Raw genomic sequence first — 23,509 nt, forward strand, 5'->3', positions numbered from 1 at the left:
AGGTTGTGATATTCCTAAAAAGTTGGGTATATTAGCAGGTTGACTCTTACATAGATAGTTCATGGAATCCATAAAAATACGGGGTGCGCGTACGCACAATCTGAAAAACATTCATCTCGATCTGCCACGTAACAAACTCGTGGTCATTACCGGTTTATCGGGATCGGGCAAATCTTCGCTCGCATTCGATACGCTCTACGCAGAAGGCCAGCGCCGTTATGTGGAATCGCTTTCGGCGTACGCCAGACAATTTTTACAGCTGATGGAAAAACCCGATGTCGACTTGATCGAAGGACTTTCTCCGGCCATCGCCATCGAGCAAAAAGCGACCTCGCACAATCCGCGTTCGACGGTGGGCACGGTCACGGAAATTCATGATTATCTGCGTTTGCTGTTCGCCCGCGTCGGCGATCCTTACTGTCCCGAGCACAATATCACGCTGACCGCGCAAAGCGTTGCGCAAATGGTCGATCATGTGTTGCAGCTGCCGCCCGATACCCGCCTGATGATCCTTTCTCCGTTGATCGTGGAACGCAAAGGCGAGCAATCCGATTTATTCGATGAGTTACGCGCACAAGGTTTTGTGCGCTTACGGATCGACGGCGAGGTGCATGAAATCGACGCGTTGCCCAAGCTGCAAAAAACCAAGAAACACACGATTGAAGTCGTGATTGATCGCCTGAAAGTTTCTGCGGATGCCAAACAACGGCTCGCGGAATCATTTGAAGTGGCATTACGTCATTCCGAAGGACGCGCGCTGGCGGTTGAGATGGATAGCGGCCATGAACATTTGTTTTCCGCCAAATTCAGTTGCCCGGTATGCAGCTATTCGCTATCCGAATTAGAACCGAGATTGTTTTCATTCAACAACCCGCTGGGCGCTTGCACCAAGTGCGATGGTCTGGGGCAGATCACATTCTTTGATCCGGCGCGGGTGGTTGCTTTTCCGCATCTGTCACTGGCCACCGGAGCGGTCAAAAACTGGGACCGGCGCAATCAATTTTACTTTCAGCTGTTGACCAGTCTGGCGGAACATTATCAATTCGATCTGGAAACGCCCTTTGAGAATCTGGACGAGTCGATTCGCAACATTATCCTGCATGGTTCCGGCAAGGAAAAAATCCATTTCTCCTATTTAACCGACAACGGGCGTAAGCAGCAGGAAACACACCCTTTTGAAGGGATCATTCCGAATCTGACACGGCGCTATAAGGAAACCGAATCACAAACCGTGCGCGAAGAATTGGCGAAATATCTCAATGCACAAGTCTGTCCGGAATGTCAGGGCACGCGCTTATGCCAGGCCGCGCGGCATGTGCATGTTGCCGGACAGGCAATTTATGAAATTAGCGCTTTCCCGCTCAAAAAAGCCAAGCAATTCTTTGATCAAATTGCATTAACGGGTCACAAACAATCGATCGCTGAACGCATCGTCAAGGAAATTTCCAGCCGTCTGCAATTCCTCAATAATGTCGGCTTGGATTACCTGTCGCTGGATCGCTCAGCCGACACGTTATCCGGCGGTGAATCGCAGCGCATTCGTCTGGCCAGCCAGATCGGCTCCGGCTTGACCGGTGTCATGTACGTGCTGGACGAGCCTTCCATCGGATTGCATCAGCGCGATAATGGCCGCCTGCTGGATACACTGAAGAACCTGCGCGACCTCGGCAATAGCGTGATCGTCGTCGAACATGATCAGGATGCCATTCAAATCGCGGATTATGTCGTCGACATGGGACCCGGCGCCGGTGAGCACGGCGGTTTCGTAGTAGCTCAAGGCAGCCCCCAAGCCATTCAGGAGGACAATAACTCTCTGACCGGCAAATACTTATCCGGAAAATTATCGATCCACATCCCGGAAAAACGCCACGTACCGGATCCCGACCGGATACTGCGGATTGAAGGCGCTTCCGGGAATAATCTGAAAAACGTGATGCTGAACCTGCCGGTTGGGCTCTTTATCTGTGTCACCGGTGTTTCAGGATCGGGAAAATCCACGCTGATCAATGAAACGCTGCATCGCGCCGTCGCCCGGCACCTTTACGCCAGCAACGCCGAGCCCGCACCTTATCAGCAGATTGACGGACTGGCTTTTTTCGACAAAGTAATCAACATGGATCAAAGCCCGATCGGGCGCACCCCACGTTCCAATCCGGCCACGTATACCGGTTTATTCACGCCGATCCGGGAATTGTTCGCCGGTGTGCCGCAAGCGCGCGAACGCGGTTATGCGCCCGGACGCTTTTCATTCAATGTCAAAGGCGGACGCTGCGAATCTTGCCAGGGCGATGGCGTCATCAAGGTGGAAATGCATTTTCTGCCGGATATTTATGTCACCTGCGATGTTTGCCATGGCCGCCGCTATAACCGCGAAACGCTGGAGATTCAATACAAAGGCAAAAATATTAACGAAGTGCTGCAAATGACGGTGGAAAACGCGCATGAATTCTTCGCGCCGGTACCGGTGGTTGCCCGCAAACTGCAAACGCTGCTGGAGGTCGGTCTCGGCTATATTACCTTGGGACAATCCGCCACCACGCTATCCGGCGGAGAGGCGCAGCGGGTGAAATTATCGCTCGAACTATCCAAGCGCGATACCGGACGCACGTTGTATATTTTGGACGAACCTACCACCGGTCTGCATTTTCAGGATATTGATCTGCTGCTGAAAGTGTTACACCGGTTGCGCGATCATGGCAATACCGTGGTGGTGATTGAGCACAACCTGGATGTCATCAAAACCGCCGACTGGATTATTGATCTGGGTCCCGAGGGCGGTGACGGCGGCGGATGCATTATCGCGGAAGGCACACCGGAAGACATTGCCGCCAACACAAACAGTTTTACCGGGCATTATCTGCAACCGATGCTGGCAAAATGAATCCGCGCGGTTATCTGCTGGAAAGTTTCGCAGTGGCTGTGAAAGCTGCTGATCCAGCGCATATCGTGCCGCAGCATCTCCCTAGCCCTCCCGCAGGCCGCACACTCGTTGTCGGCGCCGGGAAAGCGGCGGCGGCCATGACGCAGGCGGTTGAAAATGCCTGGCCCGCGGATGCTCAGCTCGACGGTCTGGTAGTCACGCGCTACGGACACACGCTACCCACGCATAAAATTAGAATCATTGAAGCCGGGCACCCCATCCCTGATGATCATGGCGCGCAAGCGGCACAAGAAATCCTCTCGATGGTTCAAGCATTAAGCGCTGATGATTTGTTATTATGCTTGCTCAGTGGTGGCGGTTCCAGCCTGCTTTCCCTGCCCATAGAAGGCATTTCATTGCCAGATCTGAGAGAAATTACGCGGCAATTATTACGTTGCGGCGCGAGCATTCAAGAAATCAACACGGTGCGCAAGCATTTATCGGCTATTCAAGGCGGCAGGCTCGCAACTGTTTGCAAAGCACCTGTATTGGCTTTGATTATTTCGGATGTCACTGGCGATGCCGCAACGCATATTGCTTCCGGTCCCTGCGCACCCGACCCGACTACCTTCACCGATGCGCTTGCGGTACTGGAGCGTTACGATCTCAATGCGCCGCCAGCAGTTAAAGAAGTATTACTGACAGGGAAGGCCGGCGCTGCGAATGAAACGCCTAAGCCCGGTTCCGTTATTTTTGCCCGCGTGGAAAACCGGATCATCGCCAATGCGCATCAGTCACTGGCCGCAGCGGCTGAGTATTTTAAAAATCTCGGTATCACGCCTTTGATTCTGGGTGACACCGTGAGCGGTGAATCTCGTGAAATCGCCAAAAGCTACGCTGCTTTCGCCAAAGAGATCCGTCACTACCCGCAAGGGTTAAAAGCGCCTGTCGTTCTGTTATCGGGCGGCGAAACCACCGTTACAGTCAAAGGCAAAGGCCGCGGCGGACGCAATGCCGAGTTTCTGCTATCGCTATTGATAGAGCTCGCAAGCACAGAAGCAATCTACGCCCTTGCCTGCGATACGGACGGATTGGATGGCAGCGAAAACAATGCCGGTGCATTCATTGCACCGGATTCGCTCCATCGTGCGGAAAGACTCGGTTTGGATGCTGGAGTGTATCTGGCCAATAACGATGCCTATACGTTTTTTCAGCAATTAAACGATTTAGTGATCACAGGCCCAACTTTCACCAATGTAAATGACTACCGCGCCATTCTCATTCTTTGATTGAGCATGTGTAATTCAGAGAACTCTTGTTTCGATTGCGATCCACTTGTATTGATGACAATACCAATCCTTGCTGAAACCATCTTGTGATGACATATTCATAAAATTTCCGGTTTCCCGGCGCCTTATAATTCAGCGCTAATTTCTTACCGCGCTCGGTCAGCAGCACATGCCCCAAGTCCAGGTAATTACCGGCATCCCGCTGGAATCCTATTTTTGTTGGCTTACCGTCATAAAACAACCGCGTATGTTTGCCGTAGCCTTTCTTAATAAAACCATTGTTCTCAAACACAATCAAACCGATCTCTTCAAGTCGCTTAAGTGTTGATCGGGTAATTCCTTGCTTCGTATAAATCTCATTTTCCACATCAAAAATGAGCGGCAGCAAATCACCTTGAATCCATATGAATTGACAAAGCGCTTTAAAAATCAAGCCATCTTCCGCGCTTAAATCCGATGGTTCAGATAAATCATCTTGCAAATGACTTTTTTCTGGATGCACTACTTTGGAAACAACAAATCGAACAAATGTTGTCCATAAATTGCCCATTTTCATATCGGAGTTGGCACTCTGATTTCGCTTTCTTTATTTTTTATCAGCAACCTGGGATTCCGTTGCAGATGGCTCCTGCTTGTCGCCCTCTGTGATTTCTTTTATTTGCTCATCCACTTTATTGGTGGATTTCGAGGGATCTTTCAATTTTCGCGCTTTAATCTCTTTGTTGATTTCGGCCAGAAATCCAATATTGTCTTTAAGTTGCTTGTCACTTCTGTACCAGGAAAAACATGTCACTGCACCCATAATGATCAATATCACGCTCATCACATCGATACCATCAAGGAAGATAAATGCGACCCCGGTCGAAATGGCAAATGCACCCAAAAGCGCTGTCAACAACCACATTTTTGAGCCCGCGCCCGAACTCTTCCTTCGTTTATCCCATGCATCCAGATTGTTGCGCGTAGTAATCAGTTCTTCGTCAGTCCATTTCTTCATACTCATAACTGCAAACTCTCCTTTAAAAATCCTTCAATATTTCCTGGATTACAAATTCGTAACCAGAAAAAGACTAATAAGGATTTATTATATTTCTTTCTGACAATAAAAAAGGCACCAATCGGTGCCTTTTTTATGAGACTAAAACTTTCTTAGAAGTTGTGACGCATACCTATGCTGTAGGTGTTGCTATCTTTGAATACAGCGTTTCTATCATCAACCATTGCACGTTGATAACCGCCGAAGAGGCTAGAACGTTTGCTGAGATGATGTATAGCACCCACGGTAAAGCTGCTCACTTCACGGCGTGATGCACCACCTGCTAAACCATGCGCATTTGTCATACCGCCTTGAGCGATAAAGCTGGTATTGCCCCAGTCATATTGACCGCCTGCAAACCAGATGTTACCGTCACCGCCCCAGTTCATCGCTGAGTTGCATTGTCCACGTGAATCTGGTGAACCTGTTGCTGGGTTACCTAACATACCAGCATTGGTACAAGTCGCTGCACCTACGGCATTGTTAATATTTTCATACTGGCCATTCAACTTAAAGTTTTGGAAGCTCCATGATGCACCACCACGCCAGATATGCTCATTGTTAACCAAAGCGGGATAACCTGCGTTACCTGTTCTTTGACGGGTGCTGAGATTATCACGAGAGTAACCACCAAATACTGCTAAATTATGACCTTGGAATTGAGCTTCGTATTTACCTGCAACTTGGAAGTCCCATTCACCATCTTCACCACCCGAATTTGACTGACTTCCAGCAAAGCTGCCCGATGGAGCGATAACATTTGCAGGATCTAATCTGTTAGAGTCACCTGGCATTAATATACCTGAGAAGCTAAAACCTTCGACTTTTGGTGAATCATAGCGAGCTGCGCTGTTTACGAAACCATTGGCTCCTGAACCCAGACCATTTGCTGATGCTGACATAGTACCGCCGCTACCTGATGCTTGCAGGGTTGTATATGCAAATGGATCAATGGTCATACCACCAGCGAAATCTTTAAATGGTGATTGAACACGACCGAATTTTACTTCACCCCAATTGTCATTGGCCAATCCAACCCAACGCTCACGCGCAATACCCAAAGCGCCGCTGCCTGTACTGAAACCATACTCAACATGAGCTTTTGCTTTTAAGCCGGCGCCCAAATTTTCAGTAACATGCATACCCCATCTGGAACGACCTGTATCGTCACCGATATGAGCCTGGCTACTTTGACCGTCTTTGTTCACTGTTGCGTATTCAGCTTGCACACTACCAAACAGTGTTACGTTTGTTCCTTGTGCTGATGCAACCATCGGAGCTGCAAGTGCACCGGCTACTGCCAACGAAATAAGTTTCTTCTTCATACCGAAGTTCTCCTTTAATGTTAAAACGACTGGGGCCGTCTTATTTTGTCTTACTACATTCCGGTGGAATGCACCCCGCTTGTTCGGACCTCCCCCAATCGGGAGGTTTGATCTGATTGTGCCCCAATACAGAAACATACTGCAAGAAAAACAAACAAATCTTGTACATTAAGCAGCAAATATGTTGTTCTCATACAACATATTTGTTGTTTTTCTGATGATAGATTTTATTTTACATCGCTGAGAAATTCATTCAGAATTTCTTAAACTTACTGATATTGCAGCAATATAAATTAATTGCAGCTTCATTCAATGAGGCATATTTATACTGTTTTTCATGTTTTAAATCAGGGAATTTCAGCTATCATCCGCTACATTCATTACCTCATAACTTAAGTAGGGCACCACCTTTGTAAGGTACGACTTATGCGCAAATCCTCTTTGTTTTTCTTTGCAATACTGAATCTAATCGCCGCTTTTCCAATTAAAGCTGAAACGTGGGTACTCCCGCCCTCCGATATTGATGTTTTTGGCCAAATACGAACCACACAGGCAAGTAGCGCGGAAACACTACTCGATATCGCACGCCAATACGATATTGGTCAAATTGAGATTTTACTGGCCAATCCCAATGTAGATCGATGGTTACCCCAAGATGGCGCGGAGGTTATTCTGCCTAGCCGCTATATTATTCCTCATGGCGACCGCAAGGGATTACTACTTAACTTGCCTGAAATGAGAATTTACTATTTTCCGGAGCCTAAAAAAGGTGAAAAGCCGATGATCATTACACACCCGGTTGGTATCGGCAGAATGGATTGGATAACTCCCTTGGGAACAACAAAAATAGTTGATAAAAAGAAAGACCCCACCTGGATACCGCCAAAATCTCTCCAAATGGACAGAATTGCCAATGGGGAGCAGCCCTATCCCAGCATTGTTCCACCAGGCCCTACGAATCCCCTAGGCCGTCATGCCATGCGTCTGGGCATTAGCAGCGGCAGTTATTTGATACACGGCACGATCAAACCATTCGGTGTCGGCATGCGCGTTTCCGCAGGATGTGTTCGCATGTATCCGGAAGACATTGAAGCGCTCTTTGATAAAGTCCCGGTCGGTACAACAGTACAAATAGTGAATCAACCCATTAAACTTGGCTGGTTACTGGACTCACTGTTCATTGAACTTCACCCGCCACTAGAAGAAGACGAAGGAAAATACACCAACTACAAACACATGGTAGTTACCGCGATCAATGATTTTCTCGCATCAAAAAGCAGTAAAAGAACCATACCCGCAGATTTTGAAATTGATCAAGAAGCATTAAAGCAAGCGATCATGGAAAAAAGCGGGATGCCTGTGTTGATCTCTCGCACTACCACGCAAGCCCAGTTACACACGCAAAACAACCATTAGTCCCATTGATATGGAAGTTGCGTAACGTAAGCGATACACATAAAAAAACCCCTCATTTGAGGGGTTTTTTTATGAATGCAAATCCAAATTTTACTTTGGTATTACTTATGCATTGCTTTCTTGAACATGCGATCTATTTTGGATTCTGTATCTATTGAACGTCTGTTTGCTTCGTCCGCAATACGCAGCGCATCATTTGCTTTGGCGTTAGCTGCATCTGCTGATGCTTTTGCTGCAGCTGCATCTGCTTTAACAGCCGCAATATCAGCATTCACTTTATTTTGCAGTTCTTCTAATTGACCTGTCGTCGCACATCCTGTCAACCCAATAAAAGCGCCTGCAATTGCTGCCAGTGTTAACATGCGAACTGGATGCTGGATTTTTCCTTTCATTCCGATCTCCTCAGTTATTTATTCTATTCAATACGCACAAACATCCACTATTTCTACTATAATGATATTTTAATATCATTAACGCACCGGAATCTTATCCGATTTTTACCGCAAAATAAATGCATTTCATGACAAATTTACCACTCGCCGGATCGATAAAGCCACAAATAGAATCATAAGTAATTAATATAAATGACTATTTTTCCATATTCCGCGATTCAATTAATTAGCAACAAAGCACAAAGACCTGCATAAATAGTCACTCTAACTCTAACGCTAACGAATATTCACCCATACACCCGGTCTGATCCATTTGCCGAGCTGATCGATTTGCTCATTCGTCAGTGCAATGCAACCGTTCGTCCAATTATATTGATAGTGAATCTCTTGATCACCCCTGCCAATCCCATGTATGCCGATATGGCCGCCCAACGGGGTATTCTGAGGCGGTGTCTTACCCATACTTTTTGCTTCCAAGATTGACAACCAAGTATCTTCATCAATCCTGTTTTCCTCCAATGCGCGTTTTGCAGTATCAAGATTCGGATAGTTAAGACCAAAAAAACGATAATAACGGCTCTTTTCATTGACCCAGCCAATCTTGAATCTACCCAGCGGCGTCTTATCGTCTTTTGTCATTTTTGACCACGTAGTGCCGAAACGTCCAATTGCTACATTTTTAAATACCGCTTGAACAGCATCTCCGCGCATCACAGACAAAGTGTGCTCAGTGGTATCCACATCGATCCACACGCCATTATCCGCACGCGCAGAATTGTGCATAACGCACAAGCCAGCTAATCCAATCAACAAAATTATCGAATAATGAATAAAAAAATTTCGCTTGATCACTTTTTGACTATCAATAATGAGGATGATTAATTATGTCATAATTTCATCCTCCGGAAATTCCCATTAAGCGCCCATGTGCCTTGCTATTCCTGCTTGTGTCGAACAATTGACTGCGCAAAATCATGCCATCGTAAATCTCAGCGGCGTGCGCAAAGAAATTTCACTGGCATTGGTTGAAGATATTGCTCCCGGAGATTACGTCATCGTACATGTTGGTTTTGCGCTACAAAAGCTCGATCCGCTGGAAGCGGAGCGCACATTGGCGATGTTCGCCGAAATATCGATGCTCGATAACAATCTTTCATGATGAAGTATATCGATGAATTCCGTGCAGGCGATCTGGCACGGCAGATCGCTGCAAAAATCGCATCGGAAGCCGCCACCGGGCGCGATTACCATTTCATGGAATTTTGCGGCGGTCATACCCATGCCATTTCGCGATTCGGCATCATCGATCTGCTGCCCGGCAATGTGCATATGATTCATGGCCCGGGTTGCCCGGTATGCGTTTTACCTATCGGCCGCGTGGAAAATGCGATTCAATTGGCACAGATACCGGGATTGATACTCTGCAGTTACGGGGATATGCTGCGCATACCCACCGCCAATGGCATGAGTCTGTTGAAAGCGAAGGCACAGGGCGCGGATATCCGCATGGTTTACAGCAGTGCGGATGCCATAAAAATCGCCCAGGAAAATCCGCAACGGCAGGTGGTTTTCTTTGCCATCGGCTTTGAAACCACGACACCGCCCACGGCTATTGCAATTCAGCAAGCGCAGGCATTGGGTTTGAATAACTTCACGGTATTCTGCAATCACGTCCTGACACCTTCCGCCATCTCACATATTTTGCAATCGCCGGAAGTCCGTGAGTTTGGGCTGGTTCCGTTGGACGGCTTCATCGGCCCGGCGCATGTTTCCGTCGTCATCGGCAGCCAGCCGTACGAATATTTTGCCGAGGAATTTCAAAAACCGGTCGTGATAGCCGGTTTTGAACCGCTCGATGTCATGCAGGCCATCTTGATGCTGATACACCAAATCAATGCGGGTTGCGCCAAGGTAGAAAATGAATTCACCCGCGCGGTTTCTCCGGAAGGCAACCGCAAAGCGCAATCGCTTGTCGCCGAAGTGTTTGAGCTACGCCGGACATTCGAGTGGCGCGGTTTGGGGTGGGTGCCTTACAGCGCGCTGAAAATCAAGTCATGCTATGCAAACTTTGACGCGGAACAGCGTTTCCGCATTTCGACAGCATCCATTGCCGATAACAAAGCCTGCGAGTGCGGCGCTATCTTGCGCGGCGTTAAACGGCCGCAGGATTGCAAAATTTTTGGCACCGTCTGCACGCCCGAAAACCCGGTCGGCTCCTGCATGGTATCGTCAGAAGGCGCTTGTGCCGCTCATTACAGCTATGGCCGTTTTCGTGAAAGCAATCGTATTACAGCGCAGGAAAATTAATGTCCGCAGGTAAAGTTAAACCAGGGTATATCCGCGCACTCGACCTGAAGCATGGCTGCATCGAAATGAGTCATGGCAGCGGCGGACGAGCGATGGCGCAATTGATCCAGCAACTGTTCATTACCGCATTTGACAATGAATTCTTGCGGCAAATGAATGATCAGGCTTGCTTCCCGAGTGTCAATGGCCGTATGGTGATGTCTACCGACAGCCATGTCGTTACCCCCTTATTTTTTCCTGGCGGGGATATCGGCAGTTTGGCCGTGCACGGCACCATCAACGACATTGCCATGTCCGGCGCCAAGCCTTGCTACCTGGCTGCCAGTTTTATTCTGGAAGAAGGTTTCCCGTTATCCGACCTGAAACGCATTGTGGATTCCATGGCCAAGGCAGCGCAAGCTGCGCAAGTACCGATTGTCACCGGTGACACCAAAGTAGTGGAAAAAGGCAGCGGCGATGGTGTATTCATCACCACGACAGGCATTGGCATGGTGCCGGAAGGCATTCACATTTCCGGTGACAATGCCCGCCCTGGCGATAAGATATTGGTATCCGGCACACTCGGAGATCATGGCATCGCCATCATGGCGCTGCGTGAAAACCTGTCCTTCCAAACCAGTATCGAATCGGACAGCGCAGCCTTGCATGATCTGGTCGCCGCCATGATCGCAGCCACCCCCGGTATCCATGTATTGCGTGACCCTACGCGCGGCGGCTTAGCCACTGCTTTGAACGAAATAGCACAACAATCGTCGGCCGGGATAATGATCTATGAGAACGAGCTGCCGATCCAGGAGCAAGTCCAAGCCGCTTGTGAGTTCATCGGCCTGGACCCGCTGTACATTGCCAACGAAGGCAAGCTGATTGCGATCTGCGCCGCGCAAGATGCCGAGAAATTATTGCATGCAATGCATGCCCACCCATTGGGCAGGCATGCCCGCATTATTGGCGAAGTCATCGAAGACGCGCATTGCTTCGTGCAAATGCAAACCCGGTTTGGCGGCAAACGCATCGTTGACTGGTTAAGCGGCGAGCAACTGCCCCGCATCTGTTAATCCTCATCAATTGAAAATTCTGTTTCTCACGCACAGCTTCAATTGCCTGACGCAACGTCTGTTTGTCGAGTTAACGCAGTGCGGACATGATATATCCATCGAATTTGATATCAACGACGCAACGAGCTGCGAAGCCGTCGCCCTGTTCCGGCCGGATCTGATTATCGCGCCCTATCTAAAACGCGCCATCCCGGAAACCATCTGGCGCAAACATACCTGTTTTATCGTGCACCCTGGAATCATCGGAGACCGCGGCCCTGCCGCGCTCGATTGGGCGATCATGCTGGATCGGCAGGAATGGGGCGTCACCGTATTGCAAGCCAATGCGGAAATGGATGCGGGCGATATCTGGGCTGCGGAAGTTTTTCCGATGCGGCTGACCCGGAAAAGCAGCCTGTACCGCCACGAGGTTGTTGAAGCGGCAACCCGTGCTGTGCTCACAGCGGTAGCGCGTTTTCAATCCGGTGCTTATCAACCGGTTCCGCTGGATTATTCGCGCGCTGATGTCTATGGCCGCTTGCATTCACCCATCCGGCAAGCTGACCGCCGCATTGATTGGCAACGAGACAACACGCGCACTATTGTGAGAAAAATCCATGCCGCCGATGGATTCCCCGGTGTTCTGGATACGCTGTTGGGTGAATCTTATTATTTGTACGATGCCTGCTGCGAAGAGGATCTGACCGGCATTCCGGGAGCAATCATCGCCAAACGTCACAACGCCATCTGCCGGGCTACCGTGGATGGTGCAGTTTGGATCGGTCATTTGAAACATAAAAAAGACGCTGAGCCCACTTTCAAACTGGCCGCCACGATTGCTTTAAAAGACTATCTTGATGCCGTGCCGGAAATATCTTTCGATCCTTTCACTGCGAGATCTGGCTACACTTACCGCGATATCTGGTTTGAGCAGAAAAATGATGTCGGTTACCTGCATTTTGATTTTTATAACGGCGCCATGGATACCGGACAGTGTGAGCGTTTGCGTAAAGCCTACTTGCAGGCCACGGCAAGCGATATCCGTGTGATTGTATTGATGGGTGGACCCGATTTCTGGAGCAATGGCATCCATCTCAATCACATCGAAAATGCCGACAGCCCCGCCGACGAATCCTGGCGCAACATTAATGCCATGAATGATCTGGTGCAGGCAATTATCACCACAGATCGGCAACTCACGATCGCAGCGTTGCAAGGTAATGCCGGTGCCGGCGGGGTTTTTCTATCGCTGGCTGCCGATTATATTTTTGCGCGCGCCAGTGTCATGCTCAATCCACATTATAAAAGCATGGGAAATCTTTACGGCTCGGAATATTGGACTTATTTGCTGCCGCGCCGGGTCGGCGCATCGTGTGTACACGCATTGACACAGAATCGCTTGCCGGTCAGTGCGCAGAACGCCCGGAATATCGGATTGATCGATGATTGCTTTGCTTTAAACCCGAGAGATTTCAAGAAGGAAGTGGTTCGTATTGCCGAGACGCTTGCTGCAAATCCGGATTTCACTTCATTTTTGCAACACAAAACGCGGCAGCGCCAATTGGATGAAGAGCTAAAACCGCTACAAAACTACCGCACCGAAGAGCTCCGGCGCATGCAACTGAATTTTTACGGCTTTGACCCCAGTTATCATGTGGCACGTTATCATTTCGTGCACAAAATCCCGCATGGCTGGACGCCACGTTATCTTGCGCGGCATCGCCGCCTCTCAGTGCAATCCAGCTCAAAAACCAAAATATGATTTCTTAACGTTGACTCGTCATTGTGTCCGGCTTGTGTGAATCGACCAGATTGGGATCAAATTCCGGCGGCTTTTCCGCAGGTGGAATCACACCGGGACACTGTTTGATGACTGCCCATTGCTGTATCGCATCATATTCACTTTTTAGCTGCGCATATTCGGCTTCTTGTTCTTTAGTGCCGCCAAGTGCAAATAACGCTGCCCAGGAAAGCGATAAATCGGCGCCCAGTATCCATTTATCCTTGGCCGGTGTTTTATCATCCGACTTACCCGTCAATTGACTGACTCTGGTTTGAATTCGCTCAATCTCCGCCAATAATTCGTTGCAATTGTAAGTTTGAAATTGCGCTGGCGAGATATAGGGCGCTTGGTGATTCCCCGATGACGCCACGCAGCCGGATAGTGTAATCGCAACAATAAAAAAAACAGCAGCAATTAATCTCTTCATAACAACCACTTCCCTCGCAAGTTATTACATTGAATCTCACTTGTACACATCCATTTCCATGAATTGTACACCGATATTTGTTCTCGTAAGCTTGCATTATGGAATTGAGTACGGCAACACATGTGTTATCGATTTATGGACAAGATGGACAAAACCAAGAAATCGAGATGGATGAAGAATAATCTGTTTCTTTGATAAATCGAGAGCCAGAAATTTCACAAACTCAGATTACCGGAAGCGTGCTTGGCAATCATTGATCTGATTTATTTGCGCCCATTGCGGGTAACACATACATTGAGCTACTTTAAATGCGAAAAACAAAAAAGCCACAGAGAAAATCTTATCTCTGTGGCTTCTAAAATTTGTTTCTAATTACACTGCGCTACGGCGGCGTGCTGAAAAACCGATCAAACCAAGACCAGCCAGTAACATTGCATAGGTTTCTGGTTCTGGAACGGCCATGATGTATTCATAGCCGAACGATGCTGATTGACCATTAGCAATCTCACCCAGGTTATATGCCAGGTTAATGGAACTGTCTGAGAAACCATAGTTACCAACCGCTTGAGCTGCAGCTAACATTGCAGCAGGATCAACCGGGCTGCAGCAGCTGAATGGATCGACATACGAAGCGATGTTAAATGCCGATGCACTGGTTGTATTAGCCAGGGTTAATGACCATCCATCCAAGCTGGTAGCTCTTACAGCAGCTGCATTTCCCAGTCCCAGAATTTCGTTTGTTGTGCCAAATCCGAAACCGGCTGGAACACCTTGGTCAGGATCGATACCAACACCCCATTGCACGCCGGTTGCATTAGCGCCGGTGTTGTTGGTCAATTGAATTTGAACAGCTACGTGTCCGCTCGTTGGAATACTGACTGTCTCAACCAGACTCCAGCCACCGCCACCGCCACCAAGATTGGTAACAACGGAAATGCTGCCACCCGCGCCAAAAGCGGTCGTTGCTAACGGATTGTTACCAGCTACTTCATCGGCAACAGCTACAGATGCGCCATTGGCATTGAGCGACCAGTTTGATGCGAATGTACCCAGATTAACAAATTCTCTGCCGTTGAAGCTTAAGCCGAGTGCGCCGGCAGGTGAGAAATAACCTGCATCGTCAATCGTTGCGGCAGTGGTGCCGAAACCGCTGATTACGGTTGGCGCAGCTTGTGCTGCTGAAACAAACGAGCCGCATAAAGCGATTGCTACAACTTGTGCCAGGCAATTTTTTCTCAATTCGAATTTCATAATTAACTCCTTAAATTTATCGGTGCAACATAAAATAGTTGTTAGAATCTTCGCTCTTCACAACCAACTAAATCTCAAACTACCCATTAATCAATTAAACTTTGTATTGTTTCAATGCAAAATTTATTTAACGATTACAGCGTGTTCCATTATAGGTTTGAATTTTTTTAAGTACATAGAACATCTTTCCCTTTTTGTTAGTACATGTGTACTGCAATTGTCACAGCGAAATATTCACTATTACGCGCTGTTTTGAATTTGTGCAGAACTCAATTTTGTTTTAGTTAACGCCGTGATAATCTTCGTTATGCAAAGCGACAACCATCCACTTTCGATGATTTATAACTATCACTGCCAATGACCACACTAGAAGAACAAACTACCGCGTCAACCGCTAAAAGTGACACGCAAAACGAACCGATCAAGATTATCAAAACCGGCAACGGCAGCATTACATTACTGGGCACCGCACATGTTTCAAAAGCCAGTGCGGATAAGGTTCAAGAGCTGATCGCCACCGGACAATACGACGCAGTGGCGGTTGAGCTATGCCCAAGCCGGCATAAAGCCATCGTGAATCCGGACGCGATGGCTAAAATGGATTTATTCCAGGTCATCAAAAACGGTCAAGCGAGCATGGTCGCGGCCAGTCTCGCATTAGGCGCTTTTCAGCAGCGCATGGCGGAGCAATTCGGAATAGAACCGGGGGCGGAGATGCGTGTCGCCATCAAGGATGCTCAAGCGGCGCAATTACCGGTGTTGCTCATTGACCGCGAAATCGGCACGACTATGAAACGGATCTATCACAGCGTGCCTTGGTGGAAACGCATCAATATTTTTGCCGGTTTGATCGCCAGCGTTATCAGCCAGGAAAAATTCAGCGCAGCGGAAATCGAAAAATTGAAGGAAGGCGATGTACTAGAAAGTTCTTTCTCGCAATTCGCGGAAGATGAAAAAGATTTATTCCGCCCGCTCATCAGCGAACGGGATGAATACATGGCCGCGCGGCTCATCAAAGAATGCCGGGAAAACAATTACCGGCACATTTTAGCCGTGGTCGGCGCCGGTCATTTGAATGGCATGGCGCAGCAGTTTGCAGAACACCCCATGGACAATCCGGACGAGCGCATTGCGCAACTGGATAACATTCCGCCACCATCGCCGTGGCTCAAGCTCATCCCCTGGCTGATTGTGGTATTCGTTTTGGCCGGTTTCGTTTTCGGCTTTATGCAAAGCCCGGATATCGGCATCAGCATGGTCATGGACTGGGTGCTGATAACCGGTGGATTGTCCGCGGTGGGGACGGCCATTGCTTTTGCGCATCCGCTGTCCATCCTCAGCGCTTTCCTGGCGGCTCCGTTCACTACATTGCATCCTGCCATTGGAGCCGGGATGGTCGTGGCTGCCGTCGAGGCTTATTTGCGCAAGCCCAAGGTCAGCGATTTTAACCGGCTCAGAACCGACACAACCAGCTTAAAAGGCTGGTGGAATAATCAAGTCACACGAATTTTATTGATTTTCATTTTTTCCTCATTGGGCGCCGCGATAGGCACTTATGTCGCCGGATTCCGGATTTTCGAGCAACTGAGCGGCAGTTAAATTAAGAGTATCGCAACCATGTTCGGCTTCTTCGAGCGTTTGATCGACCCGTACCCGCCGGAGCACCCCGCCGAACCGCCGCAGGGCCTATATCAATTCTGCCGCCACTACATTCGCGGCATCGAGCGTTATCTGCTATTACTGGCGCTGCTGACGACGCTTTTAGCCGTCAGCGAAGCAATGCTTTACAGCTTGGTCGGGCAAATGGTCGATTGGCTGGCGGAAAAGAAAACCGGGCATTTCCTCGAAAGCGAATGGCCAACGCTGCTGAGCATGTCGATCTTCATTCTGGTCTGGATTCCATTATTGGTGCTGTCGCACGCTTTAGTAATCAACCAATTGCTGATGGGTAATTTCCCGATGCGGGTGCGCTGGTTATCGCATCGTTACTTGCTCAACCAGAGCTACGCATTCTTTCAGCACGAATTCAGCGGACGGATCGCCGCCAAAGTCATGCAGACCGCCCTGTCGGTGCGCGAAACGGTGCTAAAACTGCTAGATGTCATTTTGTTCGTCATCATTTATCTGGCCACGACCTTACTGTTAGTGATCAACGCCGATCCTTATCTGTGCTTGCCGATAGTCGCTTGGTTGATTTTATACATCGGCATACTGATGTATTTTGTGCCGCGCTTAAAACGCGTTTCCACCTTGCAAGCCGATGCACGCGCATTGATGACCGGGCGCATCGCCGACAGTTACACCAATATTCTGACCCTTAAATTGTTTTCCCAGAGCCAGCGGGAATCGGCCTACGCAAAAGCCGGAATGGAAGAATTCATGGCTACGGTTTATCCGCAAATGCGTTTGGCGACCGGTCTTAACTTCAGCGTCTGGACCATCAATATGCTGATGGTATTCGCCACCGGCGGGCTGGGGCTGGCAATCTGGCTGCAAGGCGGTATCGGTCCCGGTGCGATCGCGATTGTCATGAGCTTGGCGATCCGGATGACCGGGATGTCGCATTGGATCATGTGGGAAGTCAATGCGTTATTTGAAAATATGGGCACCGTGCAAGACGGCATCAACACCATTTCCAAACCGCAGCGTGTTACGGATGCGCCGGATGCCAAGGAACTCAGCGTAACGCAAGGCGCGATTGATTTTAACCGTGTGGTTTTTTCGTATCACCCGGAACAATCCGAATCGCTGCGTATTTTCTCCGGTCTCAGTGTGCATATCGCCGCGGGCGAGAAAGTCGGCATCGTCGGCCGTTCGGGCGCGGGCAAATCGACATTCGTCAATCTGTTACTGCGTTTTTATGATACCCAGCAAGGCAACATCACCATCGACGGGCAGGATATCCGCACCGTCACGCAAGACAGCCTGCGCATCAATATCGCCATGGTGACGCAGGATACTTCGCTGCTGCATCGCTCGGTGCGCGACAATATTCTATTCGGCAAGCCGGACGCCAGCGATGCGCAAATGATCGCAGCCGCCAAACAAGCGCAAGCGCATGAATTCATCCTGGGATTGCGCGACATCAAAGGCCGCACCGGCTACGATGCGCACGTCGGCGAACGCGGCGTGACGCTCTCCGGCGGGCAACGGCAACGCATCGCCATCGCCCGCGTGCTGCTCAAGAACGCGCCCATCCTGGTACTGGACGAAGCCACATCGGCACTGGATTCAGAAGTGGAAGCCGGTATCCAGCAAAGCCTGTATCAATTGATGGAAGGTAAAACCGTCATCGCAATCGCACACCGCCTGTCGACCATCGCGGCAATGGACCGGCTCATCGTTTTCGACAAGGGTCAGATTGTCGAACAAGGCAGTCACGCCAAACTCATCGCCAACAATCAACTCTACGCGCAATTATGGAATCATCAATCGGGAGGATTCCTGGGGTTGCTGGAAAACGAACGCGCATAATACCGGCACAACCGCTTTATAGCGCCAAACTAACGCACGTTTTCCCATTTATTCCAAGTTGTTAGGAAGAAATTTCAGGATTACAATCCTGAATCCCATGATTTTGCGCGCAAAAATTTCTTATCAAACACCCGGCACCTTCACTCATGACCGTGACTTCCAATAAGCAAACAACGCGTGTAACTTGGAAGCATCTGCTGTTTTACCTCTTATTTTCAGGTACGAGCACCGCAGTCACAGCCCAAAATATGCCATTGAAGCAGGATATCTCCGACGCTTCGCTGGCCGAACTGATGAGCACGAAAATATCGACCGTTTCACGCAAGCCACAAACCTTGAGTGACACACCTGCGGCGGTTTTTGTCATTTCCCAGGAGGATATCCGCCGCGCCAGCGCCAATAGCATTCCCGAACTGCTGCGCATGGCGCCCGGCTTATCCGTGGCGCGCATCGATGCGAATAAATGGTCAGTGACCTCGCGCGGATACAGCGGCCGCTTTGCCGACGACCTGCTGGTCATGATCGATGGCCGTACGGTCTACTCGCCATTGTTTGCCGGCACATTCTGGGAAACATTGGATGTTCCGCTGGAAGATATCGAACGCATCGAAGTCATCCGCGGGCCGAGCGGCACCATCTGGGGCGCCAATGCCGCCAATGGCGCCATCCATATCATCACCAAGCACGCCAGAACCACACAGGGCAATTTAATCACCTCGGGCGGCGGTAGCGAGGAGCGAGGATTCACCACACTGCGGCACGGCGGAAAAATCGGCGACAGTTTTTTCTACCGCTTCTTTACCAAAGGATTTACCCGCGATAACAGTTTCAGTCCGAATGGGGCCAACGACAGCTGGCGCATGGGAACAGTCGGTTTCCGCGCAGATTGGGATGTCAACGACAGCAACGCCGTGACTTTTCAAGGTCAGTACTACGGTGGCAAAGCCGGTCAGAATACCGCTTTCGCCAGCCCCGCGGATCCTGAATCTGCCACTATCCGCGCGGAAGACGCCAATCTGGCCGGCGGGCATGCATTGGCGCGCTGGCAACGCACCACTGGCGAGCGTTCCAATACCGCATTGCAAGTGTATTATGACCGCACGCACCGCAATGAATTGTCTTTCCGGGAAACCCGCCAGACCGTCGATGTGGATTTCCAGCATCGTTTTCCGCTTCAGATTCCTTTTATTCCTATCCAGCAGGATATCGTCTGGGGTGGCGGCTATCGCTGGACAACGGATCAACTGGGTGTGGGCTTGCCGATTTCTTTTGATCCCGCAAGACGCCACTTGCAGACTGGCAATGTTTTTGCGCAAACGGATATTCCTCTGGTGGAAGACCGGCTGAAGCTGACCGCAGGGATTAAATTTCTCGATAACACCTACTCGCACGGGAATTTTTTACCCAATGCCCGATTGCTGTGGACACTCGATGCCAAACAGTCCTTCTGGGCTTCCGCCACGCGCTCGATACGCCTGCCATCGCGCTTTGAGCGTGACGGCAATCAATTAATCCGGGATGGCGCGGAATTTATCCGCCTCATCGGCAATCCGCATCTGCTGGCTGAAACGTTGTGGGGATTTGAGACCGGGTACCGGCGTCAGATAACTTCGGATTTATCAGTGGATATCGCCGGTTTCTTCAATGACTACTCAAATTCGACCAGTGAAAAAACCGTATCTCCGGATTCTATTCAAATCACCGATCAGCGCCACACCCATATTTTCGGCTTTGAAATTTACGGACAGTGGAATGCGCTGGAGCGCTTGCGCTTCATGCCCAGTTATAGCCATTTGCAAGTGAGAAACCGGATTCCGCTGGGTCAGGAAGCCGAATCGGGCGCGGATCCCAAACATCAATTCACCCTGCGCACGCAGCTGGATCTGGTCAGAAACGTTGAACTGGATGCTTTTTTCCGTCACATCGATAAATTACCGGGGTTAGGAATTGCCAGTTATCAAGCACTGGATTTGCGGTTGGCGTGGAAACCGAAGTCAAACATGGAACTATCCTTAATCGGACAGAATTTGTTACAGTCACACCATCAGGAGTTCGCACCGGAGTTGATCCCAACAATGCCAGTACAAATTCAGCGCGGCGTTTTTGGCCGGTTCACGTTGCGCTTCTAACAATATCGCACGATGACGGCAACGTTCAAGCTATTCATCCACCGGTTATGCAGGCTATTCGCATGCAGAATACCTTATGCAAAACTCAGCGTACTGCTATGCGGCGCATGTTTGGCTCTGTCATCGAACGCGCACGCAGATGAAGCGGCTGAATATACGCTGAAAGCCGCTTTTTTGTATAACTTCGCGATCTTCACTTCTTGGCCTGACCGCACCACGGATAATTTTAACCTCTGCATTTATGGAAAAGATCCTTTCAGCCAGGATCTCGATTCATTAATGAGGAAAAAGAATATCAATGAGCGCAAAGTAATCATCCATAGAATGAATACGATCGACCAACTCGATCGATGTCAGCTGGTTTTCATCTCCCGCGCCGCGATCGGTGATTTGGCGGGTGTAATCCATAGCATCCAAGACAAACCGGTTCTAACCGTGGCGGACAGTCCCGGGGTAAGTGAACAAGGTGTTGTACTTAACATGAATGTTAAAAATGACAAAATCACGTTTGAAGCTAACTTAAACCGGGCGAGGAAAGCCGGCTTAAACTTAAGCTCTCAATTGCTGCGCCTTGCTACCGAGGTGCATCAGTAATAGCAAGCCCAATTCGTCCACTGCTTCCATTCAGCATAAATCCGTATTATTTATACAGATTTTTATTTTCTTAATGAAAATTTTTATTGAATATTTGGATTAAGATAAGAATAATCTTACTTCTCTTCATTTTGATACTCAATCCACCATGTTTAAATTCCATGATTTGAGAATTAAATCTGTCGATTGTGTTTGCTCTGCCCAAATCCCTTTTTTCTATCAAAAATTCTGATGTAAGAAAACACTTACTTCTTTATTCGGTCTTTGCACCGGTATCCCCAGTTTTCGCATCATCGAATTTGGAACAGATGAGTCTGGAACAACTGATGAACATCAGCGTTGTCGGCGCCGCCAAATATGAACAGAAACAACAGCAGGCCGCCGCTGCTGTCAGCATCATCACGCGCAAGGATATCCGCACCTACGGCTGGCGCACGCTGAACGAGGCGCTGGCAAGCTTGCCCGGCATCCATGCCAGCTACGATTATCAGTATGAATATCTGGGCACGCGCGGTTTTGGCTTGCCGGGGGATTTTAATTCGCGCGTATTGATCACCATCAACGGCAATCGTATCAACGACGCCACCTACGACCAAGGGCCGACAGGGCGGGATTTCCCCCTCGATATTGATCTGATCGAACGGATCGAGTTTATCCCCGGGCCGGGCAGCGCGGTATACGGCCAGAACGCCATGCTTGGCGTGGTCAATATCATTACCCGCAAAGGCTCTGACATAAAAGGCGCCGAGCTGTCGGCCTCGTACCAGACGGCGGAAATGATGCCGCAAGAACGTGTCACCTTGGGCAAACAATTCGACAATGGCGCGGATGCGCTCATTTCCTTTTCCGGTTTACAAGCGCGCGGCGCGGATCGTTTCTTTGAATTCGGCGATTCCGGCATTTCCGGTCTCGCACACCGCATGGATGGAGAGAACGTCAAGCAAATGTTCGCCCGCGCCTCGCATGGCCCGTTGTCGTTCGATTTCATCTATGGTAACCGGCGTAAGGATGATCCAACCGGTATGTTCTTTTCCGATCCGCTGGTGTCAGGCCAATCCCAGCGCGATCAACGCCTCAATACACAGATTCAATATAACGACAATTTTGCCAGCAACACCTTAAACGTACTCGGGCGGGCGTTCCTCGGTCAGTACCGCTATGATAATCCGATGATCTACGGTGGTGACAGAACCCTGTCGACCGGCCCAAGCGACTGGCATGGCGTTGAGCTGCGCTTGCTGTCGACGGCTTTTGCCGATCATAAACTGATGGCGGGTTTTGAGTACCAGAACAACACCAGCATCAAGCAGACTTTCCAGAATTTCAGTTCCCCGGACGAAAATATAGCCATCAAGAGTTCCATGATGCGTTTGGGCGTATATCTGCAAGACGAATGGCGCATCACCGATACCCTGTCCGCCACCGCCGGCTTGCGCTACGACCACAACCAGTGGATCGGCAGCCGTTTGAGTCCACGCGGTGCATTGATCTGGCAGGCCACACCCAAGGCAACTTTCAAAGCGCTCTATGGCCGCGCGCATCGTTCACCCAATTCAAACGAACGCGATTACAACGATGGCGTGGCACAAGTTGCCAATCCGGGACTGCACAGCGAATTCATCGACACCGCCGAACTGGTGGCGGATTATCTGGCGCAACCAACCTTAAACTTGCGCGCCAACGTTTACGCATGGGATATGTACAACCTGATCGATCTCGGCATTGACCCGCTCAGCGGGCTTTCCCAGTACCAGCAAACATCGAAAAAAGTACTGGCCAGGGGCGCGGAACTGTCGCTGGATAAAACCTGGGATTGGGGCGCGCGCTTGCGCGGCAGTTTCGGTATCCAGAATGCCGAACAACAGCACTCCCATTTGCCTAACTCGCCCTATTATCTCGGCAAACTCAATCTTTCCATTCCCATACCGCTAATTACCGGATTGCGGGCCGGATATGAGTTGCAGTACTACGGTAAACGCAAAACCCTTAACGGCACCGATACCGATAGTTATGTGCTCGCCAACCTCAATCTGGTTACCCCTGTTCCTCAGGCAAAAGGGCTGGAAGCTTCGCTCAGTATTTATAACCTGTTTAACGAAAATTATCTGCACCCGGCTGCGGATACCAATTGGCAGAATGCCTTCTGGCAGCCTGGCCGGACAGTTCGCTTCAGATTGGATTATCGCTACTAA

The 23,509-nt window shown here is 49.6% G+C and carries 19 protein-coding genes; 12 read left to right on the top strand and 7 right to left on the bottom strand.

Going from position 1 to position 23,509, the window contains the following annotated elements:
* The first annotated feature begins 61 nt into the window (after positions 1-61).
* On the top strand, positions 62-2,881 hold the full coding sequence (gene uvrA, locus ABD07_RS06845; RefSeq protein WP_160817672.1) for an excinuclease ABC subunit UvrA: 2,820 nt from the start codon (positions 62-64) through the stop codon (positions 2,879-2,881).
* Entirely contained in the window at positions 2,878-4,149 is a 1,272-nt protein-coding gene (locus ABD07_RS06850; RefSeq protein WP_160817673.1) for a glycerate kinase type-2 family protein, read from the top strand. Before uvrA ends, ABD07_RS06850 begins: the two co-directional genes overlap by 4 nt.
* Here the strand turns inward: ABD07_RS06850 and ABD07_RS06855 are convergent.
* From ABD07_RS06855 to ABD07_RS06865, 3 genes are all read right to left on the bottom strand, one after another.
* Positions 4,139-4,699: a DUF2806 domain-containing protein gene (locus ABD07_RS06855; protein WP_240142453.1), complete on the bottom strand. Its 561-nt coding sequence runs from the start codon at positions 4,697-4,699 to the stop codon at positions 4,139-4,141. The genes ABD07_RS06850 and ABD07_RS06855 overlap by 11 nt on opposite strands.
* 36 nt (positions 4,700-4,735) lie before the next feature.
* Entirely contained in the window at positions 4,736-5,146 is a 411-nt protein-coding gene (locus ABD07_RS06860; RefSeq protein ID WP_240142454.1) for a hypothetical protein, read from the bottom strand.
* A 152-nt stretch (positions 5,147-5,298) separates the two neighbouring features.
* Entirely contained in the window at positions 5,299-6,510 is a 1,212-nt protein-coding gene (locus tag ABD07_RS06865) for a porin (RefSeq protein ID WP_108699034.1), read from the bottom strand.
* Between the two features lie 441 nt (positions 6,511-6,951).
* Here ABD07_RS06865 and ABD07_RS06870 point away from each other — a divergent pair, with 441 nt between their 5' ends.
* The gene (locus tag ABD07_RS06870) at positions 6,952-7,926 is read left to right on the top strand and encodes a L,D-transpeptidase family protein (RefSeq protein ID WP_240142455.1); all 975 of its coding nucleotides are present in this window, start codon (positions 6,952-6,954) and stop codon (positions 7,924-7,926) included.
* A gap of 101 nt (positions 7,927-8,027) precedes the next feature.
* On the opposite strand, the gene ABD07_RS06875 is transcribed toward ABD07_RS06870, so the two are convergent.
* Positions 8,028-8,318, bottom strand: coding sequence for an Lpp/OprI family alanine-zipper lipoprotein (locus tag ABD07_RS06875; protein ID WP_108699036.1), 291 nt, complete (start codon positions 8,316-8,318; stop codon positions 8,028-8,030).
* A gap of 276 nt (positions 8,319-8,594) precedes the next feature.
* Entirely contained in the window at positions 8,595-9,170 is a 576-nt protein-coding gene (locus ABD07_RS06880) for a L,D-transpeptidase family protein (RefSeq protein ID WP_338040553.1), read from the bottom strand.
* Between the two features lie 73 nt (positions 9,171-9,243).
* On the opposite strand from ABD07_RS06880, the gene ABD07_RS06885 reads away from it, so the two are divergent.
* The 4 genes from ABD07_RS06885 to ABD07_RS06900 are packed head-to-tail and all read left to right on the top strand — an operon-like array spanning position 9,244 to position 13,421.
* Entirely contained in the window at positions 9,244-9,477 is a 234-nt protein-coding gene (locus ABD07_RS06885) for a HypC/HybG/HupF family hydrogenase formation chaperone (protein WP_160817675.1), read from the top strand.
* On the top strand, positions 9,477-10,625 hold the full coding sequence (hypD, locus tag ABD07_RS06890) for a hydrogenase formation protein HypD (protein WP_160817717.1): 1,149 nt from the start codon (positions 9,477-9,479) through the stop codon (positions 10,623-10,625). The genes ABD07_RS06885 and hypD overlap by 1 nt, the downstream gene beginning before the upstream one ends.
* Positions 10,625-11,680: a hydrogenase expression/formation protein HypE gene (hypE, locus tag ABD07_RS06895; RefSeq protein WP_160817676.1), complete on the top strand. Its 1,056-nt coding sequence runs from the start codon at positions 10,625-10,627 to the stop codon at positions 11,678-11,680. The genes hypD and hypE overlap by 1 nt, the downstream gene beginning before the upstream one ends.
* 10 nt (positions 11,681-11,690) lie before the next feature.
* Entirely contained in the window at positions 11,691-13,421 is a 1,731-nt protein-coding gene (locus ABD07_RS06900) for a hydrogenase maturation protein (protein WP_160817677.1), read from the top strand.
* A 4-nt stretch (positions 13,422-13,425) separates the two neighbouring features.
* Here the strand turns inward: ABD07_RS06900 and ABD07_RS06905 are convergent, their stop codons facing one another.
* On the bottom strand, positions 13,426-13,869 hold the full coding sequence (locus ABD07_RS06905; RefSeq protein WP_160817678.1) for a hypothetical protein: 444 nt from the start codon (positions 13,867-13,869) through the stop codon (positions 13,426-13,428).
* Positions 13,870-14,241: 372 nt separating this feature from the next.
* Positions 14,242-15,120, bottom strand: a complete 879-nt coding sequence (locus tag ABD07_RS14965; protein WP_240142456.1) for a PEP-CTERM sorting domain-containing protein — start codon at positions 15,118-15,120, stop codon at positions 14,242-14,244.
* A 357-nt stretch (positions 15,121-15,477) separates the two neighbouring features.
* Between ABD07_RS14965 and ABD07_RS06915 the strand changes: the two genes are divergently transcribed.
* The 5 genes from ABD07_RS06915 to ABD07_RS06935 all read left to right on the top strand — a co-directional run bounded on the left by ABD07_RS06915 (position 15,478) and on the right by ABD07_RS06935 (position 23,509).
* The gene (locus ABD07_RS06915; protein ID WP_160817679.1) at positions 15,478-16,719 is read left to right on the top strand and encodes a TraB/GumN family protein; all 1,242 of its coding nucleotides are present in this window, start codon (positions 15,478-15,480) and stop codon (positions 16,717-16,719) included.
* Positions 16,720-16,737: 18 nt separating this feature from the next.
* A complete protein-coding gene (locus ABD07_RS06920; RefSeq protein ID WP_160817680.1) occupies positions 16,738-18,594 on the top strand; it encodes an ABC transporter ATP-binding protein in 1,857 nt (618 codons plus the stop codon).
* Positions 18,595-18,842: 248 nt separating this feature from the next.
* Positions 18,843-20,723, top strand: coding sequence for a TonB-dependent receptor plug domain-containing protein (locus ABD07_RS06925; RefSeq protein WP_160817681.1), 1,881 nt, complete (start codon positions 18,843-18,845; stop codon positions 20,721-20,723).
* Positions 20,724-20,834: 111 nt separating this feature from the next.
* Entirely contained in the window at positions 20,835-21,317 is a 483-nt protein-coding gene (locus tag ABD07_RS06930) for a YfiR family protein (RefSeq protein WP_240142457.1), read from the top strand.
* 326 nt (positions 21,318-21,643) lie between these two features.
* A complete protein-coding gene (locus ABD07_RS06935) occupies positions 21,644-23,509 on the top strand; it encodes a TonB-dependent receptor plug domain-containing protein (RefSeq protein ID WP_240142458.1) in 1,866 nt (621 codons plus the stop codon).

The organism is Nitrosomonas oligotropha, from assembly GCF_009833085.1.
In the GTDB taxonomy this organism is placed as follows: domain Bacteria; phylum Pseudomonadota; class Gammaproteobacteria; order Burkholderiales; family Nitrosomonadaceae; genus Nitrosomonas; species Nitrosomonas oligotropha.

Coding starts and splice junctions, on each gene's coding strand:
- uvrA (WP_160817672.1), top strand. CDS start 62: ATGGAATCCATAAAAATACGGGGTGCGCGTACGCACAATCTGAAAAAC.
- ABD07_RS06850 (WP_160817673.1), top strand. CDS start 2,878: ATGAATCCGCGCGGTTATCTGCTGGAAAGTTTCGCAGTGGCTGTGAAA.
- ABD07_RS06855 (WP_240142453.1), bottom strand. CDS start 4,699: ATGGGCAATTTATGGACAACATTTGTTCGATTTGTTGTTTCCAAAGTA.
- ABD07_RS06860 (WP_240142454.1), bottom strand. CDS start 5,146: ATGAAGAAATGGACTGACGAAGAACTGATTACTACGCGCAACAATCTG.
- ABD07_RS06865 (WP_108699034.1), bottom strand. CDS start 6,510: ATGAAGAAGAAACTTATTTCGTTGGCAGTAGCCGGTGCACTTGCAGCT.
- ABD07_RS06875 (WP_108699036.1), bottom strand. CDS start 8,318: ATGAAAGGAAAAATCCAGCATCCAGTTCGCATGTTAACACTGGCAGCA.
- ABD07_RS06885 (WP_160817675.1), top strand. CDS start 9,244: ATGTGCCTTGCTATTCCTGCTTGTGTCGAACAATTGACTGCGCAAAAT.
- hypD (WP_160817717.1), top strand. CDS start 9,477: ATGAAGTATATCGATGAATTCCGTGCAGGCGATCTGGCACGGCAGATC.
- hypE (WP_160817676.1), top strand. CDS start 10,625: ATGTCCGCAGGTAAAGTTAAACCAGGGTATATCCGCGCACTCGACCTG.
- ABD07_RS06905 (WP_160817678.1), bottom strand. CDS start 13,869: ATGAAGAGATTAATTGCTGCTGTTTTTTTTATTGTTGCGATTACACTA.
- ABD07_RS14965 (WP_240142456.1), bottom strand. CDS start 15,120: ATGAAATTCGAATTGAGAAAAAATTGCCTGGCACAAGTTGTAGCAATC.
- ABD07_RS06915 (WP_160817679.1), top strand. CDS start 15,478: ATGACCACACTAGAAGAACAAACTACCGCGTCAACCGCTAAAAGTGAC.
- ABD07_RS06920 (WP_160817680.1), top strand. CDS start 16,738: ATGTTCGGCTTCTTCGAGCGTTTGATCGACCCGTACCCGCCGGAGCAC.
- ABD07_RS06925 (WP_160817681.1), top strand. CDS start 18,843: ATGCCATTGAAGCAGGATATCTCCGACGCTTCGCTGGCCGAACTGATG.
- ABD07_RS06935 (WP_240142458.1), top strand. CDS start 21,644: ATGAACATCAGCGTTGTCGGCGCCGCCAAATATGAACAGAAACAACAG.